Below are 16,712 nucleotides of genomic sequence, written 5' to 3' on the forward strand. Positions count from 1 at the left end.
GTTAGCCGGCGCGGACCTTGCCGCTGCCATTCCCATGTGCCGCCAGCCAGCTGCGGGCGTCGGTCACATCGCGCGCAATCTGCTGCTGCAGCTCGGGCACGGAGTCAAACTTTTGCTCTTCCCGCAGCTTGTGCAGGAAAGTCACCTGCAAGTGCTTGCCGTACAGCTGTGGCTTGCCCTCCAGCACATGCACTTCCAGGTTGGCCCGTATGCTGTCGCTCACCGTGGGCCGGGTGCCGACGTTGGCCACCGCCGGGGCATTCTCCAGCCCCGCCCCACTCACCGTCACCGCATACACACCCGACAGCGGCGAGCGCAGGCGATGCAGTTCCATGTTGGCCGTGGGAAAACCCAGTTCGCGTCCCAGCTGGCGACCGTAGACCACCTTGCCACTGATCCGGTAAGGGCGACTCAACAGCCGCTCCGCCAGGGTGAAGTCGCCCTCCGCCAGCGCCTTGCGTATGCGCGTACTGCTGACGCGCTCCCCCTCCAGCTCAAAAGTCTCGGTGGAACCCGCCTCGTAGCCGTAGCGCAGACCCTGTTGCTGGATGAAGTCGATGTCGCCTTCGCGGTCGTTGCCAAAGCGGAAGTCATCTCCCAGCACGATGTAGCGCACCCCCAGGCCGCGGACAAAAATACGCTCCAGGAAAGCCTGGGCCGAAGTGCTGCGCAAGCCCTCATTGAAGTGGATGCGCAACAGGCGGTCCACACCCAGGTCCTCCAGCGCCAGGAATTTCTCCCGGAAACTCATGATCCGCGCCGGCGCATCCAGCGGCGCCAGGTACTCTCGCGGCAGGGGCTCGAACACGATCACGGTCGACGGCAGGGCGAAATCCGCCGCCTTGTCCTGCAGCTGCCGGATTACGGCCTGATGGCCGAGATGGACGCCATCAAAGGCGCCTATCGTGGCCACGCAGGGGCGATGTGAGGGCCCCAGATTGTGCAGGCCGCGAATGAGCTCCATGTAGTGGGAAACACCCCGCCAAAGCAAACGCAGGAGTATAGCGAAAAGTGTCGCCATAGCCTATGGCAGTGCGCTCTCAGGGAGGCGACACCGGCGTCCGCAGATGGCTGAGACGGGTACCCAGCGCAACGTGCACTCCCAGATAGGCCGCCCCGCCGATACCGCAGGTCAGCGCCAGCCACCAGACCCGCTGCTGCAGGCTCCAGTCCACCCAGGTCGCGGTTGGCGGACACAACCAGAGCACGGCGGCCATCATCGCCACGGTAGCCGCCAGCAAGCGGCCGCCGTAGGCACCCCAGCCCGGCTGGAAGATGAACACGCCATCCCGCAGCAGGCCCCGCAGCAGCAGCCCGGCGTTGAGGTAGGCGGCGACGCTGGTCGCCAGCGCCAGTCCCACATGACCGGTATTGTAGAGATACAGCAGCGGCAGCACGAACGCCAGGTTCAGCACCATGTTGGCGACCATGGCGATGATGCCGATCTTGACCGGGGTGGCGGTATCCTGGCGCGCGTAGAAGCCGGGCGCCAGCACCTTGATCAGCATGAAGGCCGCGAGGCCCAGGCTGTAGGCCTGCAGGCTCAGGGCCGCCATGCCCACATCTTCGGGCCGGAACTTGCCGTACTGGAACAGCGTCACCAGGATCGGCTCTGCCAATACCATCAGGGCGACAGCTGCCGGCACGGCGACCAGCAACACCGAGCGCACGGCCCAGTCCAGGGTCTGGCTGAACTGGGCCATCCGCAACCCGGCGCGGTGGGCGGACAGGCTGGGCAGGATCACGGTGGCGATGGCCACACCGAATACACCCAAAGGCAGCTCCATGAGGCGGTCGGAATAGTACAGCCAGGAGACGCTGCCGGTGGGCAGGAAAGAGGCCAGCACCGTGTCCAGTAGCAGGTTGATCTGGCTCACCGAGACCCCGAACAGGGCCGGTATCATCAGCTTCAGAATCCGCCGCACCCCCGGGTGGCGGGTATCCCAGCGCGGCCGCGGCACCAGGTCCAGCCGGTACAGGAACGGCAGCTGGAACAGCAGCTGCACCACCCCCGCCAGCGCCACCCCCCAGGCCAGGGCGAACACCGGCTCCTCGAACCAGGGCGCCGCCACCAGCGCCGCCGCAATCAGCGACAGGTTGAGGAACACCGGCGTCAGCGCCGGCACCGCGAAGCGGCCATAGCTGTTGAGAATGGCGCCGCAGAACCCGGTCATGGAGATCAGCAGCAGATAGGGAAAAGTGATGCGGATCATCTGCGCGGTGAGCTCGAACTTGTAGGCATCACCGACAAACCCCGGGGCGAACAGGGCCGCTACCAGGGGCGCCGCGAGGATGGCCACGGTGGTGACCAGCAGCAGGGTGCCGCCGAGCACCCCGGCCACCCGGTCGATCAGGGCGCGCACCGCGGCGATGCTGCCGTCCTCCTTGTAGTCCGCCAGCACCGGCACGAAAGCCTGGGCAAAGGCCCCCTCGGCAAACAGGCGGCGCAGGAAATTGGGGATCTTGAAGGCGACGAAAAAGGCGTCGGCGTTGGCGCTGGCGCCAACGACAGCCGCCATCACCACGTCCCGCAACAGCCCCAGTACCCGCGACAGCATGGTCATGCTGCCCACCAGGGCGCTGGAACGCAACAGGCCGGGGCCAGCGGGCTCCGGCGAGCTGCCTGCTGGCGTGGCGGCACTCACAGGAACGGATTCATGCGTCGGCGGCGCCCGTCATCAGCGGCACCAACACTGGCGCAGCGTGTCACCCTGCAACTGCAGCCACTGCAGTGCCACGAGAGTGTGACCGTTGGGAATCCGGTCCTGTGCCAGCAGTTCCAGGGCCTCAAGGCGGGGCACCCGGTGCACGAGAATATCCTCGCCCTCCGCCGCAGCGCCGTGCACGGCACCGACGCCGGCGCTGCTGACCCGCCCGCAAAACAGGCGCACATGCTCGGAGCAGGCGCCGGCACTGGGGTAGTAACTGGCGATGGGCACCAGCTCCGCCAGCTCGCAGGCCGCCTCCTCTGCCGCCTCGCGCCGGGCGACTTCAATATCGCTTTCGCCGGCCTCGACCACGCCGGCGATCAGTTCCAGCATCCACGGCGTCGCGGGATCGCGCAGGGCACCGGGCCGGAACTGCTCGATCAGGATCACGCTGTCGGTTTCCGGCTCATAGGGCAGCACCCCAACGGCGTCGCCGCGCTCGAACACCTCCCGTGTCAGCGGCTCGCTCCAGCCGCCGCCGAACAGCCGGTGCCGCAGCGTGAGGCGCCGCATCTGGAAATAGCCCTTGAAGGCGATACTGTCTTCCAGTACCTCCACGGCGTCGCTGGCGAAGGTCAACTCAAAGGACATCGAAGCGGCCTCCCGTGTACCAATTGACGTCGCGGGCATGGCTGTCCACCTGGTCCGCCACATCCAGCACCAGGGCGAACAGGGCCATGCGCACCAGCACCCCGTTGTCGGTCTGGCGGAAGATCGCCAGGTTGGGGTTGTCGTTGAGATCGTCGTCCAGCTCCCGGGCAGTGACCCGGGAATCCCTGGGCAACGGGTGCATGATCACGGTGTTGGGTTCGCAGTGCTCGGTGTAGATGCTCTGGTTGAGGCGGAAGCGGCCGCGATAGAGGTCCGCCTCCTGTTGCGAGCTGAAGCGCTCCTCCTGGATCCGGGTGGAGTAGACGATATCCACATTGCTGATACTGGCCTCCAGCGCTTCCGACTCCAGCACCTGGTGGCCTGCCGTACGCAGTTGCTCGACAATCGCCGGTGGCATGCGCAATTCCGCGGGCGACACCAGTACCACCTGGATGCCGTCGAACAGGCACAGCAGCTTGCACAGGGAGTGCACTGTGCGGCCGAAGCGCAGATCACCGACCATGGCGATACGCAGCTGGTCGATGCCGCGGCCGCGGCCGGCGAGTTCCTTCTTGATGGTATACAGATCCAGCAGTGCCTGGGTGGGGTGCTCGTTGCTGCCGTCGCCGCCGTTCAACACGGGCACCCGGCTGGCCGCGGCAAACTCCGCCACCGACCCCTCCTGGGGATGGCGCATGACAATAATGTCGGAGTAGCCACTCAGCACCCGCGCGGTATCGTACAGGGACTCGCCCTTGGCGATGGCCGACATCTCGAAGCCCGTGGTCTCGCGCACCTCCCCGCCCAGCAGGTTGAAGGCGCTGCCGAAACTGACCCGGGTGCGGGTGCTGGGCTCGAAGAACATGGCCCCGAGAATGGCGCCATCCAGCACCTTGGTAGCGCGACGTCGGTGGGCATAGGGCTGCATCCGGTCCGCCACCGCGAACAGCTGTTCGACATCGGGACGTTCAAACTGGGCGATGGACAGGATATGGCTACCGGCAAAGTGCACGCGATCGAACTCCCCCGTGTTGATGTGCGGCCATTATACGGGCAGGCCGGCGGGCTTGCCCATGGGCCCGGACGATTCCCCTTCAGGCCAGCAGCGTGTCGCTGTAATCCAGCAGATCCTGCAGCAGCTGGCGCTGGGATTCGGGCCGCTCTTCCTGCAACAGCGCCTCGACCAGGGCCAGGTACTCTTCGAGGCAAATGGTGGCGCCCGCGTCCGGTTCGGTAAGTCGCTGGAAGCGAAACTCGTCCCACTGGGCCTGTTCGGAAGGTGTCAGGGTGGCGGGATAATTGCGCGCGCGGTAGCGAAACAGCATCTCCGGCAGGCGCGCATCCTCGAAGGCGAAGCTCTGTCCTGCCAGTGTCTCCGGCGCCGCGGCACGCACTGCATCCATGGTGCGGCGATCCTGGTCGGAGAAAAAACCACCGCTGTAAAGCATGCGATCGGGGTCGGTAACCGGGGGGAAGCTGCGGCCCTGATAGATGGCCTGCAATTTTGCCGTCATGGCGCTGCCGTCCCGCTCTCGCCACTGCCGCAGCTGGGCCAGGTGCCGGCGACAGCGCTCTCCGTCGAGGCCGATGCGGGCGGCAAGGGCCGGGTCGGCCATTTTCGCCGGCACCAGGACGGGGCAGCGGTTGCTGTGCACGGTCTTTATGCCGGGGCGCTCCTGCTCCGGTTCGAGTTCATCGCGGCGCGCAAACAACAGTTCGGCCAAGGCCTCGGCAGACAATTCCTGCAACGGTGCCGGATCGGCACTGAGATCGAAGCAGATCACCTCGTTGCGGTTGTCCGGGTGCATCGCCAGCGGCACCATCAGCGCGGTATTGAAGCGCTCGGCGCCAAACATCCCGGAGATGTGCAGCACCGGCTTCATCGCGGCAATGTCCAGCTGCGCCTGCACCGCACGCTTGTCGCGGCTGCCGAGGACATAGTCGTACAGCCGCGGCTGCCGCTCCCGCACCAGCCGTGCCATGGCTATGGTGGCTTCGACGTCTGACAGGGCGTCGTGGGCGGCGGTGTGGGCGATCCCGTTGGCGGCGGTCAGCTCCTCCAGCTTGAAGCTGACATGGCCGTCCTCGCGCAGGGGCCACTCGATACCTTCCGGACGCAGGGCCCAGGCCGTGCGCAGCAGGTCGATAAGGTCCCAGCGCGAGTTGCCGTGCTGCCATTCGCGGGCATAGGGATCGAAAAAATTGCGGTACAGGGTGAAACGGGTGAATTCATCGTCGAAGCGCAGGGAGTTGTAACCGACGCCACAGGTACCGGGCCGGGCCAGCTCGGCGTGAATGCGGGCGATGAATTCGCACTCGGGCACCCCCCTCTGCAGCGCCAGCTGCGGGCTGATGCCGGTGACCAGGCAGGCCTGGGGGTGGGGCAGAAAATCATCCGCGGGGCGGGCGTAAATCACCAGCGGCTCGCCGATCACGTTCAGCTCGGCGTCAGTGCGCAGCCCCGCGAACTGTACCGGGCGATCCCGCGAGGGGTCCGTCCCGAAGGTTTCATAGTCGTGCCAGTAGAAGCTGGGAGAGGCCATGCGCTCAGATGAGCTCGAGGGCCTGTTCTTCGATCTTCGCCTTCCAGATTTTCGGGCCCTGCTCGTGCACGGAGACGCCGCGGGCATCCACCGCCACGCTCACCGGCATGTCCTTCACCTCGAACTCGTAGATCGCTTCCATGCCCAGCTCCGGGAAGGCGACCACGCGGGCGGAAGTGATGGCCTTGGAGACGAGATAAGCCGCCCCGCCGACTGCCATCAGGTACACCGCCTGGTGCTTCTTGATGGCCTCGATCCCTACGGGACCCCGCTCGGCCTTGCCAATCATGCCCAGCAGGCCGGTGTGCTCGAGAATGAAGTCGGTAAACTTGTCCATGCGGGTGGCAGTAGTGGGGCCCGCCGGGCCCATCACCTCGTCGCGCACCGGATCCACCGGGCCCACGTAGTAGATGAAACGGCCCCTGAGATCCACCGCGGGGGGCAGACCCTCGCCACTCTCGATCAGCTCTTTCATCTTCTTGTGCGCGGCGTCGCGGCCGGTCAGCATCTTGCCCGACAGCAACAGCGTGTCGCCGGGCTGCCACTGCGCAGCTTCCTCCGGGGTCACCGTGTCGAGATTGATACGCCGCACCTGCTCGCCGACTTCCCAGTCGATATCCGGCCAATCGTCCAGGTTCGGCGGCGCCTGCAGGGCGGGGCCAGAGCCGTCGAGGACAAAATGCGCGTGGCGAGTAGCGGCGCAGTTGGGAATCATCGCCACCGGCAGGGAGGCCGCGTGGGTCGGGAAATCCCTGATCTTCACATCCAGCACCGTGGTCAGGCCGCCCAGGCCCTGGGCGCCGATACCCAGCCGGTTGACCGCGTCCATGATTTCCAGGCGCAGCTCTTCGGCGCGGTTGGCGGGGCCGCGCTGGCGCAGCTCGTGGATGTCGATGGGGTCCATCAGGGCTTCCTTGGCCATCACCGCGGCTTTCTCCGCAGTGCCGCCAATGCCGATGCCCAGCATGCCCGGCGGACACCAGCCGGCACCCATGGTAGGCACGGTTTTCACTACCCAGTCGACGATGCTGTCGGAGGGGTTGAGCATGGCCAGCTTGGACTTGTTCTCGGAACCGCCACCCTTGGCCGCCACCTGCACATCCACGGTGTCACCGGGCACCACCTCCATGTGAATCACCGCCGGGGTATTGTCCCTGGTATTGCGGCGGGCCCCGGCTGGATCCGCGAGAATGGAGGCGCGCAGCACGTTGTCCGGATGCAGGTAGGCGCGGCGCACGCCCTCATTGACCATGTCGGTGACGGACAGAGTCGCGTCCCAGCGCACGTCCATGCCGATTTTCAGGAACACGGTGACAATGCCGGTATCCTGACAGATGGGACGATGGCCCTGGGCACACATGCGCGAGTTGATCAGGATCTGGGCCATGGCGTCCTTCGCCGCCGGATTCTGCTCCAGCTGCCAGGCCTCGTGCACCGCCTGCACGAAATCCAGTGGGTGGTAGTAGGAAATGAATTGCAGGGCGTCGGCGACGCTGTCGATAAAATCATCCTGGCGGATAACAGTCATGGCAGGAGTCCTTGGTTGGTCTGGCGTCAGGGCGCGGACTGCAGGTTCCGCACCGAGGTCTGCAGCTCGCTGATGGTACGATTGATCTGTGCGCGGAAGGAATTGATGGAGTTCACCCACTCCTCGTTATCCCCCACCCGCTTGCTCAACCTGGTCAGTTCCACGTTGATGCGGTTGAGGTTGTCTGCCACCCGCTCCACTTCGGCCTGGTTGGCCCGGGCACTGGCCATCAGCCGCTCCAGGTCCCCGGCAACGCTCTTCAGGCGGGCGATATCGCTGGCCGCGCTCTTGAGCTGGGTTTCGTTGGCGGCGATGGTTTTCTCCGCAGCCGCCACCTTGCGCACCTGGCCGGCGCTGGTCTTCTCCAGCTCTTCGATAGCCGCCTTGTTGCGCCGCCAGGCAGACGCCCACAGCTTGTCCACCTCCGAATACAGCTCCTTGATCCTGACGGCCATCGCTTCCGTGTTCTGGCTCAGGCCCTCGTCGGTATCCGACAGGCGAGCTTCCAGGTCACTGATCCGCTTGGCATAGCGCTCCATCTGGGCGTTGCCCTGCTCCAGCTGCTGCTGCAACTGGAACGCCCAGGCACAGGCGACGGCCGCCACCACCAGGGCCACGGCGATAAACAGTCGCGCCAGCAGACCCGCGCCACCACCACCGCCGCCATTGCCGGCCCCCGCAGGCGGGCGCTGACCGCCGCGAGGCTTGTCGGGTTTGCTGCCACGGGATTTGGGGGTGTCATAGTGCTGCCCGGTTTCGCGGGAGGGCACGATGGGGGGCATATGGTCGAGATCGTCCTGAGCCATGGTCAACCGCTGGGGAGAAAAATGGAGACAGCATTATACATGCGGGAGCGCGCCAGTGCAGCGCGCTGGAATTGGCATACGCTGAAATCGGCAGGAGCGCACTCCCCGCGCAATGGTGTGGGAGCGAGGTCCCCGCGCGATACTGTGGGAGCGCGGTCCCCGCGCGATGCTTCCGCCCGCGGCCGAGGTGAATGGCCGCGCAGCGGCCAGAGTAGGAGCTCGCTCAGCGAGCGATCGCCCGCGGAGCGGGCTCCCACCGATCGCCCGCGGAGCGGGCTCCCACCGATCGCCCGCGGAGCGGGTTCCCACCGATCGCCTGCGGAGCGGGTTCCCACCGATCGCCTGCGGGGCGGGCTCCCACCGATACGGTTCGGGCGTTACAGGAACGCCAGCAGGGCCCAGATCACGCCGGTGAGCAGGATACTCATGTGGATAACGCCGACTACCTTGGCCATCGGGCCCAGCTTGCCGAACAGAGCATTGGCTTCCAGTGCCAGCAGCAGCACTGCGCAGGCAATCAGGCCGGTGGTGCTGGCCTCAATAAACGGGGCATGCTTGGCACCCAGCATGCCAAACAGCATCGGCCCGGAAAACAGGGTGTTGGTACGCGAAGCCAGGCCCGCCTTGGCAGCCGCCGCAGGACCATCACCCTCGGCCAGTCCCAGCACGATCTTCTGCTTCGGCCAGATGATCAGCCAGACGTTGAGGAACATCAGGATGCCAGCCAGGGAACCGACCCAGATCACGGCGCTGGACTCAAAATTGCTGAAGGCGCGAACCGACATCAGCAGCACCAGGCCGGTGAGGAAGGTGAACATGGCGCCCCAACGGAACCACCACAGCGCCCGCGGTGCCAGCTTCTTCATCGCGTCGGCCTTGGCACCCGCCTCGGCTTCCTTGAAGTACTCGGTCTGTACGAAGTTGAAGTAGTACAGCATCCCTATCCAGGTGATGCCGAACAGGACGTGGGCCCAGCGGAAGATGAACTCGATAATGAAAGCAGACATGTGGATCTCCTTGTTGTCGTTATACCCCGCCCTGATTGTACACTTTAACGGCAAAAAAAAACCCCGCACGAGGCGGGGTTTCAGGGACCTGGATGGAGGCCGGCTTACATCATGCCGCCCATGCCGCCCATGCCACCCATGCCGCCCATGTCGGGCATGCCGCCACCACCGGAAGCACTGTCTTCCGGCGCATCGGCGATCATCACCTGGGTAGTGATCATCAATGCGGCAACGGAACCGGCTGCCTGCAGCGCGGTGCGGGTGACCTTGGCGGGGTCGAGAATACCCAGCTCGATCATGTCGCCATATTCGCCAGTAGAGGCGTTGTAGCCGTAGTTGCCCTTGCCCTGGCGAACCTTGTCCAGAACCACGGACGCTTCGCCGCCGGCGTTGGCGACGATCTGGCGCAGCGGATTCTCCATGGCACGCAGTGCCGCGGCGATACCGGCGTTCTGGTCCTGGTTGTCACCCGTCAGGCCGCGAATGGCATCGACCGCGCGGATCAGTGCTACGCCGCCGCCGGCAACCACGCCTTCTTCCACCGCCGCACGGGTCGCGTGCAGGGCGTCTTCGACGCGGGCCTTCTTCTCTTTCATTTCCATCTCGGTGGCTGCGCCAACCTTGATCACTGCGACACCGCCGGCCAGCTTGGCCACCCGCTCCTGCAGTTTTTCACGATCGTAGTCAGAGGACGTGTTCTCGATCTGGACGCGCACTTCCTTGACCCGGGCTTCAATGGCGGAGGCCTCACCGGCACCGTCAATGATGGTGGTGTTGTCCTTGTCCATGGTCACGCGCTTGGCGCTGCCCAGGTGCTCCAGGGTGGCAGACTCGAGATCCATGCCCACTTCCTCGGAGATGACCGTGGCACCGGTCAGCACCGCGATATCCTGCAGCATTGCCTTGCGACGGTCGCCGAAGCCCGGCGCCTTGCAGGCGGCAACCTTGACGATGCCGCGCATGTTGTTGACCACCAGGGTCGCCAGCGCCTCGCCTTCAACGTCTTCGGCAATGATGACCAGCGGACGGGAGGATTTGGCAACCTGCTCCAGCAGCGGCAGCATTTCGCGGATGTTGGAGATCTTCTTGTCCACCAGCAGGATATAGGGGGACTCCTGGTCGGCGTTCATGTTCTCCTGGTTGTTGATGAAGTAGGGAGAGAGATAGCCGCGGTCAAACTGCATGCCCTCGACCACGTCCAGCTCGTTCTCCAGGCCGGAACCTTCTTCAACCGTGATCACGCCTTCCTTGCCCACCTTGGCCATGGCGTCGGCAATGATCTCGCCGATGGCGTGGTCGCTGTTGGCGGAGATGGTGCCCACCTGGGCGATCGCCTTGCCGTCTTCACAGGGAATGGAGGCTTCCTGGATCTTGGCAACAGCGGCGGCAATGGCCTTGTCGATGCCGCGCTTCAGGTCCATCGGGTTCATGCCGGCAGCGACTGCCTTCAGGCCTTCGTTGACAATCCCCTGCGCCAGCACGGTGGCGGTGGTGGTGCCGTCACCGGCCTGATCGGAGGCCTGGGAGGCGACTTCCTTGACCATCTGTGCGCCCATGTTCTCGAACTTGTCTTTCAGTTCGATTTCCTTGGCCACGGACACGCCGTCCTTGGTCACGGTGGGAGCACCGAATGATTTGTCGATAATTGCATTGCGGCCCCTGGGCCCCAGGGTTGCCTTGACAGCATCTGCCAGCACGTTGATGCCTTTCAGCATGCGCTGACGAGCTTCGTCACCAAAAATTACTTCTTTAGCAGCCATGATCTAAATCCTTAATATTCAAGAGGTTACGAGGTTACTGGAGCGTCTTACTCGACGATGGCAAAGATTTCGCTCTCACCCATGATGATCAGCTTCTCGCCATCGACCTCAATGGTGTTGCTGCCGGCGTACTGGCCGAAGACAATGCGGTCACCGACTTTGACAGCCAGGGGGCGCACTTCACCGTTGTCCAGCACCTTGCCTTCGCCAACCGCGATCACTTCACCCTGATTCGGCTTTTCCTTGGCGGAACCGGGCAGAAGGATGCCACCAGCGGTGGTTTCTTCTTCTTCCTTGCGACGAACGACTACACGATCGTACAGCGGACGGATTTTCATTGATCAAATTCTCCTGATTACAGTGTTATACAGGCCCGCACGGGCAGACCCCTTTGGGGCTTGCTCGGGATATTGGGGCGACAAAATGGTTTTCAAGGGCTTTTTTGGCACTCTTGGCAAAAGAGTGCCAAAAAATTCAATCGTCCAGTCGACGGTACTCGCCTTCCAGGGTGGTGGGGTCGGCAGGGTCGCGCTCCGGCCGGTACGGCTGGGGCTGGGGGCCGCCAAACCAGCGCTGCAATTTACGCCGCAGGGGCCCGATCAGCACCACCAGGGCGGCAAAATCCGAAATCATGCCCGGCACCATCAGCAGCAGCCCCGCCAGCCCCACGGCCATATCGTCCAGCAGCAGTTGCGGACCCAGCACGGCCCCCTGCTGGGCCTCGCGCAGGCGCTGGAACATGCCCTGACCCTGGCGCCGCAGCAACCACATGCCCAGCACCGCAGTGAGCAGAACATAGCCCAGGGCAGTGAGGGCGCTGGTTTCCACGCCCAGCTGGATGAGGGTAAACAGCTCCAGCCAGGGCAACAGGATAATGATGAACCGCATAATAGGCCTCCAATAAAACCGATATGCGGGCGCTGAGCCGGAATGCAAGGTACCGGAACCTGTGGCCGGTACCCCGGGCAGGTTTGGCGTCGCCCTCCTCCCGCGGCTGGAGGCGCCACGGGCGGTGAAACCGGGGGACAGCTTGCCATCCGGGCAGAAAACTTTCACCATGCGCCTCATCCAAAACAGCGAGTGCGGCGCCAACGTGACCCCGCAGGAACCCGATATCAACCACCGTATCTGGCAAGTCGTCGCCATGATCCCACCCGGGCGGGTTGCCACCTACGGTGATGTGGCGCGCCACGCCGGTCTCGGCAGGGCGGCTCGGCGGGTCGGGATGGCGCTGCGGCAACTGCCCCGGGACACCCGCATACCCTGGCACCGGGTCATCAACAGCACGGGCAGGATCTCCCTGCCGGCGGTGTCCGCGGCGGCCAAACAGCAGCGTGACCGACTGACGGGCGAGGGCATAAACTTTTCTGCCGGCGGTCGGATCGACCTGCGGCAACAGCGCTGGCGGCCGGAGATCGATCCAGCACACAGTCCCGCTCTTCTATGACGCCTGCATCGACCACGCTCGCTCCGGCCCTGGACCTCACAGAAGGGGTGCGCGATCCCCACAGGTACCTGCATGAACTTGAGAGCCTGCGCGGCCTGGCGATCCTGTTGGTATTTCTATTCCATGCCTGGGGCATCAGCGGCCTGCAGTGGCCAGAGCAGCCCGCACCCGGCCTCGGCTTCATCACCGCCGGCAATACCGGCGTCACCCTGTTCTTTGTCTTGAGCGGCTTCCTGCTGGCAATGCCCTGGCTCAGGTACCAACTGCATTCGGGACACTGCAAACCCTCGGTGGGACGATATTTCAAGGCACGCGCAATACGTATCCTGCCCCTGTATTACTGTGCTCTCGCAATGACATGGCTTGCCACCGGCGATAGCGACACCGTCACCAGGGCGGCGCTGTTTCAGTTTGTCGGCTTTAGTGCCTTTCCCTACAGCGTTGTATGGTGGACGCTGGTGACCGAGGTACAGTTCTACCTGCTGCTGCCCCTGATGATGGCGCTCTGGATCAGCAGCCGCAGGGGTCGCTGGTTTTGTGCCGCGCTGCTGCTGGCCTGGGCCTGGGCGTATCTCAGCCTGGTACTGCGGGCTGATCCCGGGACGACAGACGGCAGCTTCTTTTTCACCAAATCCGTGTTCGCCCGTTTGCCAGCATTTCTGCTGGGTATTGGTGCGGCGGGAATCTACCTTCGCGCCAGCAGCTGGCGACAGGTGACCGGGCAGCCAAACGCCTGGCGCTACAGCGGCCTGCTGCTTCTGCTCACTGCCCTGCTGCTGCTCGAGCGCACCCTGACCCGGGTGGCCACCATGGGTGACAAGCATGCGGAACTGCAGTGGCATCTGCACCACAGCTTGGAGGCGGCGCTATGGGTAATCGTGATGCTATGCCTGCTCTTGTGCAGGCTGCCCGGAGCGCGCCTGCTGGTGAACCCGGCGCTGGCGATTACCGGCAAGCTCTCCTACTCCCTGTACCTCGTTCATGTGCCCGTGCTGTTTTACTTTATTTACCCCGTCAGAGAGCATCTGGGGCCAGGCCAATTCCAAAGTTCCCTGTGGCTGTACGGCACAGGCGCCGCCGCCCTGCTGGCTTCCCTGCTACTGTCCTGGGCCAGCTACAGCCTGATCGAAAGACCTTTCCTGCGCATGAAACGACGGCTTGCCGCATGAGCCAACCTGGCAACGAGACCAGACCATGAATAAACGCCCCAATATCCTGCTACTGATGACCGATCAGCAACGATACGATTCGCCGGGATACAGTCGGAGTGACGGCTTTTCGGACACACCCAATCTGGACCAGCTGGCCGCAAGTGGAGTCATCTTCGATCACGCCTACAGCAGTGACACCGCCTGTATCCCTGCACGCTCCTCGCTAATGACCGGGCTGCTGCCACACCGGGTACCGACCGGCGGCCTTCGCCCCCGGGCACAGACTTCCAGTGGCAAGGCACTCCGGGAAGGCTACTGGACCATTGCCCACGCGCTGCGCGATGCGGGCTACCGCACCGGGCTGTTCGGGAAAATGCATTTTGCGCCGATCCGGGCGCAGCACGGGTTCGACGTAATGCAGACCTGCGAACACCTGCCGGCGGGCTATGATCCCAAAGAGCAGGATGATTACCGGCGCTGGATTCTCGCCACCGGACGTGACGACTTGCGCTTTGTGCGCCCCGGTGTCCCCAGGGTCTTCCCTTACGCGGCCGAGTACCATCCGACGCAGTGGATCACCCGCCACGCGGCATCCTTCTGCAGCGCGTCAAATGCCGGGGAGGCGCCCTGGTTTGCCGTTGTCTCCTACACCGACCCCCACACCCCCTACAGCCCACCGGAACCCTATGCCTCGATGTTCCGGCCGGACCAGCAGCAACTTCCCGACGCCGGGATGGAGAGCAACTGCGGCCTGCCCTGGCCTTTCTCCGAGATCACCCAACCCAAGCCCCCGGGAACCTTCTTCAGTCCGGTGCGTGTCGACCAGCACAGTGAGGAGCACCTGCGCAAAGTACTGGCGGCCATCAGGGCTGGAATCAAGCATGTTGACGATGCCATCGGCCAGCTGCTGGCGCAGATCGACCTGGAGACCACGCTGGTCGTTTTCCTGTCCGACCACGGCGACTTCGGCGGCCACCGCGGCTTTCTCGGCAAGATTCCCTGGCTGCCCTTCGACGACCTGGCACGCGTGCCGTTCTTTTTTGCGGGCACCGGTGTCGCGGGCGGGCGCAGAGTCAGCGCGCCGGTGCAGAACTTCGATTATGTCGCCACGGTACTGGACCGGGTGGGCATTCCCCTGCCCTGTGCCGACATGGAATCAGCGACCCTGGCTCCGGTACTGGCGGGCGGCCCGGCCGAGGAGAACAGAGCCGTTTTCTGCGGCACCATGGAAGGCACACCCATGCTGCGCCGGGGCGCCTTTAAACATATCTGGCACTCCATCGCCGACGTGCACATCCTCTACAACCTGGAACAGGACCCGGGCGAGACAAACAACCTGGCTGAGGACCCCGCCTATCGGCAACTGCTCAAGGACAATGTTGCCGAACTGCGGCAGATACTGGCGCGGCCGGTTCCCCAGCTCTGGTGGAAAGGCTAGGCGCCCCACCTGGGCGGCCCCACCTGGGCGGCCCCACCTGGGCGGCCCCACCTGGGCGGCCCCACCTACCGCCGGACCCACTGCTCCCAGACAAAGGGATAGTCCCAGACCTTGTTATGAGTTCTGGCCAGGGCCCGCTGGATGCGCCTGCGACGCCCGTGAGCGCCCGGGTGCCATTCGTGAAACTGGATGGTGTAGATGCGAATCTGGTCGAGGCGGTCGGCGGCGATCAGTCGCTCCAGCACATCGTACTCAGCCCCCTCGATATTGAGCTTGATAATGTCAAACTCAGCATGGCCGAGTTCGTCCAGCACCGCGACAATATCGCGCACGTCGACAGCAACAGTGTCATCGCTGCCGGTGCCTGCCTGCCTGCTGGCATCTCCCGGCTGGTACAGCGTCGACCCCATGCCACGTTGGGTCAACTCCAGTCTGGCATCAGCCCCGGCCAGACCGTAGGGCAGGCACTGGATATCGGGAGTGTCGGCAAACCGTCGTCGAAGAAATTCGATAGAGGGAGGATCCAGCTCGAAAGCATAAATGCGGGGCTGGTATTTTTCGTGAACACGGGCTGCCCAGTCGCCGTGGAATGCGCCTACATCGAGAGCAATGGCGCCCTGCCCCAACGGCGCCTCGTACATGATGTCCGGGTTTTCCATGCTGGCTGCGATAAAGCGATAGAAGGTTGGCCGATAATAGTGCAGTTCCAGCGCTGCGCGCATGAAGCCCACCTGGTTCTTTTCCAGGCGCCGGCGATACCAGATGTAGGGCAGCAACAACCACTTCTTGAGACGGTACCAGTGCATCAGGGCTGGCGGTTACGCAGGTGGATTTTTGACGCCTGAGTCGGCAGGTGCCCCAGGAAGTTCAGTGGTTTGTGGCTCAGCAGGGTGTCGTGACCCCTCAGTTCGCGGTACTGGTCCCGGTAGGACGCCAGGCGAGCCTCCCGCGCCGCAGTATCGCTGTTGGTTGTGGTGCCACCGTGGACCTGATGGAAACTTCCCTCCCCCACCAGTTGCACCAGCTCGGCACCCTCCGCGTCAGCGGCTCGCTTGAACAGGTCCAGGTTCAAAAAGCCGCCCCCCGGCAAATCGAACCGCACATCGCTACCGCCAATCGCCTGGTAGTGGGCCCGGGTCATGAACAGGCAGTTTGACTCGAACACGCGGTTGAACCAGGTGATGCGGTTGGCACCTCCCGCCAGCGGCGTGCCGATTTCGAACAGGCGGTAGCCTGCGCTTGGCCAGGCTATTCGCTGCAGCAGCGTATCCTCTGCCTGCCGGCCATAGCCCGCCAGCACGGTTTGCGGCTGCTCGCCGGGCCCAAGATAAAAGTAGCGCACCGCAACCACCGGACACTTGAAGGCGGCAAAGCCGCGCAAGGCCCACTCGAACACCCCGGGCGTCAGCAGATGGGCACCATCCACCATCAGGCAGACCAGCTCCCCCGTCGCCGATGCCACCGCGTGGTTCAGCGCCTGTGCCGGCGACGCCCGGGCATCATCAATCCGCAGCAGCCTCACCGGCAATTCCGCTGTGGCACTCTCGCCCAACTGCAATGGCTGCGGAGAGCCGTTGTCGACAACGATGATTTCGTAATCCAGATCCGCCGCGACGGTCTGATAGCTGCGCGCCAGCGCCTGCAGTGTGCGAGGAAGCTCGCGCTGCATGTTGTAGGCAATGACAATAACCGATAATTTCATGCGCATCGATTCCGGGGCTGGGCAGGGACAG

At 64.1% G+C, this 16,712-nt stretch carries 16 protein-coding genes; 3 read left to right on the forward strand and 13 right to left on the reverse strand.

The features are described 5' to 3' along the window. Nucleotide 1: 1 nt before the first annotated feature. The 11 genes from ribF to RLO07_RS18385 form a co-directional block, all read right to left on the reverse strand. Nucleotides 2–964 (reverse strand): bifunctional riboflavin kinase/FAD synthetase, encoded by a 963-nt coding sequence (gene ribF / locus RLO07_RS18335; RefSeq protein WP_462293593.1) that lies wholly within the window; start codon nt 962–964, stop codon nt 2–4. Nucleotides 965–1,040: 76 nt separating this feature from the next. Continuing rightward, a complete protein-coding gene (gene murJ, locus RLO07_RS18340; RefSeq protein ID WP_462293594.1) occupies nt 1,041–2,645 on the reverse strand; it encodes a murein biosynthesis integral membrane protein MurJ in 1,605 nt (534 codons plus the stop codon). Between the two features lie 33 nt (nt 2,646–2,678). Next, the gene (locus RLO07_RS18345; RefSeq protein WP_462293595.1) at nt 2,679–3,299 is read right to left on the reverse strand and encodes an NUDIX domain-containing protein; all 621 of its coding nucleotides are present in this window, start codon (nt 3,297–3,299) and stop codon (nt 2,679–2,681) included. Then, a complete protein-coding gene (locus tag RLO07_RS18350) occupies nt 3,289–4,311 on the reverse strand; it encodes an aspartate carbamoyltransferase (protein ID WP_462293596.1) in 1,023 nt (340 codons plus the stop codon). Before RLO07_RS18350 ends, RLO07_RS18345 begins: the two co-directional genes overlap by 11 nt. An 82-nt stretch (nt 4,312–4,393) precedes the next feature. Continuing rightward, on the reverse strand, nt 4,394–5,842 hold the full coding sequence (gene sbcB, locus RLO07_RS18355) for an exodeoxyribonuclease I (RefSeq protein ID WP_462293597.1): 1,449 nt from the start codon (nt 5,840–5,842) through the stop codon (nt 4,394–4,396). Between the two features lie 4 nt (nt 5,843–5,846). Further along, on the reverse strand, nt 5,847–7,370 hold the full coding sequence (locus RLO07_RS18360) for a fumarate hydratase (protein WP_462293598.1): 1,524 nt from the start codon (nt 7,368–7,370) through the stop codon (nt 5,847–5,849). A 26-nt stretch (nt 7,371–7,396) separates the two neighbouring features. Continuing rightward, the gene (locus tag RLO07_RS18365; RefSeq protein WP_462293599.1) at nt 7,397–8,176 is read right to left on the reverse strand and encodes a hypothetical protein; all 780 of its coding nucleotides are present in this window, start codon (nt 8,174–8,176) and stop codon (nt 7,397–7,399) included. A 377-nt stretch (nt 8,177–8,553) separates the two neighbouring features. Next, complete coding sequence (locus tag RLO07_RS18370; RefSeq protein WP_462293600.1) at nt 8,554–9,183, reverse strand: urate hydroxylase PuuD; 630 nt, start codon at nt 9,181–9,183, stop codon at nt 8,554–8,556. 104 nt (nt 9,184–9,287) lie between these two features. Beyond that, nucleotides 9,288–10,943: a chaperonin GroEL gene (groL, locus tag RLO07_RS18375; RefSeq protein WP_462293601.1), complete on the reverse strand. Its 1,656-nt coding sequence runs from the start codon at nt 10,941–10,943 to the stop codon at nt 9,288–9,290. 47 nt (nt 10,944–10,990) lie between these two features. After that, nucleotides 10,991–11,281 carry a co-chaperone GroES gene (locus RLO07_RS18380; protein WP_462293602.1) on the reverse strand — a complete coding sequence of 97 codons (291 nt, stop codon included), beginning with the start codon at nt 11,279–11,281 and terminating at the stop codon, nt 10,991–10,993. Between the two features lie 136 nt (nt 11,282–11,417). Continuing rightward, nucleotides 11,418–11,831 (reverse strand): FxsA family protein, encoded by a 414-nt coding sequence (locus RLO07_RS18385; RefSeq protein ID WP_462293603.1) that lies wholly within the window; start codon nt 11,829–11,831, stop codon nt 11,418–11,420. 169 nt (nt 11,832–12,000) lie between these two features. On the opposite strand from RLO07_RS18385, the gene RLO07_RS18390 reads away from it, so the two are divergent. Genes RLO07_RS18390 through RLO07_RS18400 form a run of 3 tightly spaced genes read left to right on the forward strand, consistent with a single transcriptional unit; the run spans nt 12,001 to nt 14,979 of the window. Further along, complete coding sequence (locus tag RLO07_RS18390; RefSeq protein WP_462293604.1) at nt 12,001–12,390, forward strand: MGMT family protein; 390 nt, start codon at nt 12,001–12,003, stop codon at nt 12,388–12,390. After that, nucleotides 12,387–13,559, forward strand: coding sequence for an acyltransferase family protein (locus tag RLO07_RS18395; protein WP_462293605.1), 1,173 nt, complete (start codon nt 12,387–12,389; stop codon nt 13,557–13,559). The genes RLO07_RS18390 and RLO07_RS18395 overlap by 4 nt, the downstream gene beginning before the upstream one ends. A 25-nt stretch (nt 13,560–13,584) precedes the next feature. Beyond that, the gene (locus RLO07_RS18400; protein ID WP_462293606.1) at nt 13,585–14,979 is read left to right on the forward strand and encodes a sulfatase family protein; all 1,395 of its coding nucleotides are present in this window, start codon (nt 13,585–13,587) and stop codon (nt 14,977–14,979) included. A 65-nt stretch (nt 14,980–15,044) separates the two neighbouring features. On the opposite strand, the gene RLO07_RS18405 is transcribed toward RLO07_RS18400, so the two are convergent. Further along, nucleotides 15,045–15,785: an FkbM family methyltransferase gene (locus tag RLO07_RS18405; RefSeq protein ID WP_462293607.1), complete on the reverse strand. Its 741-nt coding sequence runs from the start codon at nt 15,783–15,785 to the stop codon at nt 15,045–15,047. Next, entirely contained in the window at nt 15,785–16,681 is an 897-nt protein-coding gene (locus RLO07_RS18410; protein ID WP_462293608.1) for a glycosyltransferase family A protein, read from the reverse strand. The genes RLO07_RS18405 and RLO07_RS18410 overlap by 1 nt, the downstream gene beginning before the upstream one ends. Nucleotides 16,682–16,712: the final 31 nt, after the last annotated feature.

Origin of the sequence: Haliea sp., from assembly GCF_040221975.1 — a bacterium.
Classification (GTDB): Bacteria; Pseudomonadota; Gammaproteobacteria; order Pseudomonadales; family Halieaceae; genus Haliea.

Bases quoted from the DNA above. Each gene is read 5' to 3' on its own strand.
- groL (WP_462293601.1), bottom strand. From the start codon at position 10,943: ATGGCTGCTAAAGAAGTAATTTTTGGTGACGAAGCTCGTCAGCGCATG.
- RLO07_RS18345 (WP_462293595.1), bottom strand. From the start codon at position 3,299: ATGTCCTTTGAGTTGACCTTCGCCAGCGACGCCGTGGAGGTACTGGAA.
- RLO07_RS18380 (WP_462293602.1), bottom strand. From the start codon at position 11,281: ATGAAAATCCGTCCGCTGTACGATCGTGTAGTCGTTCGTCGCAAGGAA.
- RLO07_RS18365 (WP_462293599.1), bottom strand. From the start codon at position 8,176: ATGGCTCAGGACGATCTCGACCATATGCCCCCCATCGTGCCCTCCCGC.
- RLO07_RS18400 (WP_462293606.1), top strand. From the start codon at position 13,585: ATGAATAAACGCCCCAATATCCTGCTACTGATGACCGATCAGCAACGA.
- RLO07_RS18410 (WP_462293608.1), bottom strand. From the start codon at position 16,681: ATGAAATTATCGGTTATTGTCATTGCCTACAACATGCAGCGCGAGCTT.
- ribF (WP_462293593.1), bottom strand. From the start codon at position 964: ATGGAGCTCATTCGCGGCCTGCACAATCTGGGGCCCTCACATCGCCCC.
- RLO07_RS18390 (WP_462293604.1), top strand. From the start codon at position 12,001: ATGCGCCTCATCCAAAACAGCGAGTGCGGCGCCAACGTGACCCCGCAG.
- RLO07_RS18405 (WP_462293607.1), bottom strand. From the start codon at position 15,785: ATGCACTGGTACCGTCTCAAGAAGTGGTTGTTGCTGCCCTACATCTGG.
- sbcB (WP_462293597.1), bottom strand. From the start codon at position 5,842: ATGGCCTCTCCCAGCTTCTACTGGCACGACTATGAAACCTTCGGGACG.
- RLO07_RS18370 (WP_462293600.1), bottom strand. From the start codon at position 9,183: ATGTCTGCTTTCATTATCGAGTTCATCTTCCGCTGGGCCCACGTCCTG.
- RLO07_RS18360 (WP_462293598.1), bottom strand. From the start codon at position 7,370: ATGACTGTTATCCGCCAGGATGATTTTATCGACAGCGTCGCCGACGCC.
- RLO07_RS18385 (WP_462293603.1), bottom strand. From the start codon at position 11,831: ATGCGGTTCATCATTATCCTGTTGCCCTGGCTGGAGCTGTTTACCCTC.
- RLO07_RS18395 (WP_462293605.1), top strand. From the start codon at position 12,387: ATGACGCCTGCATCGACCACGCTCGCTCCGGCCCTGGACCTCACAGAA.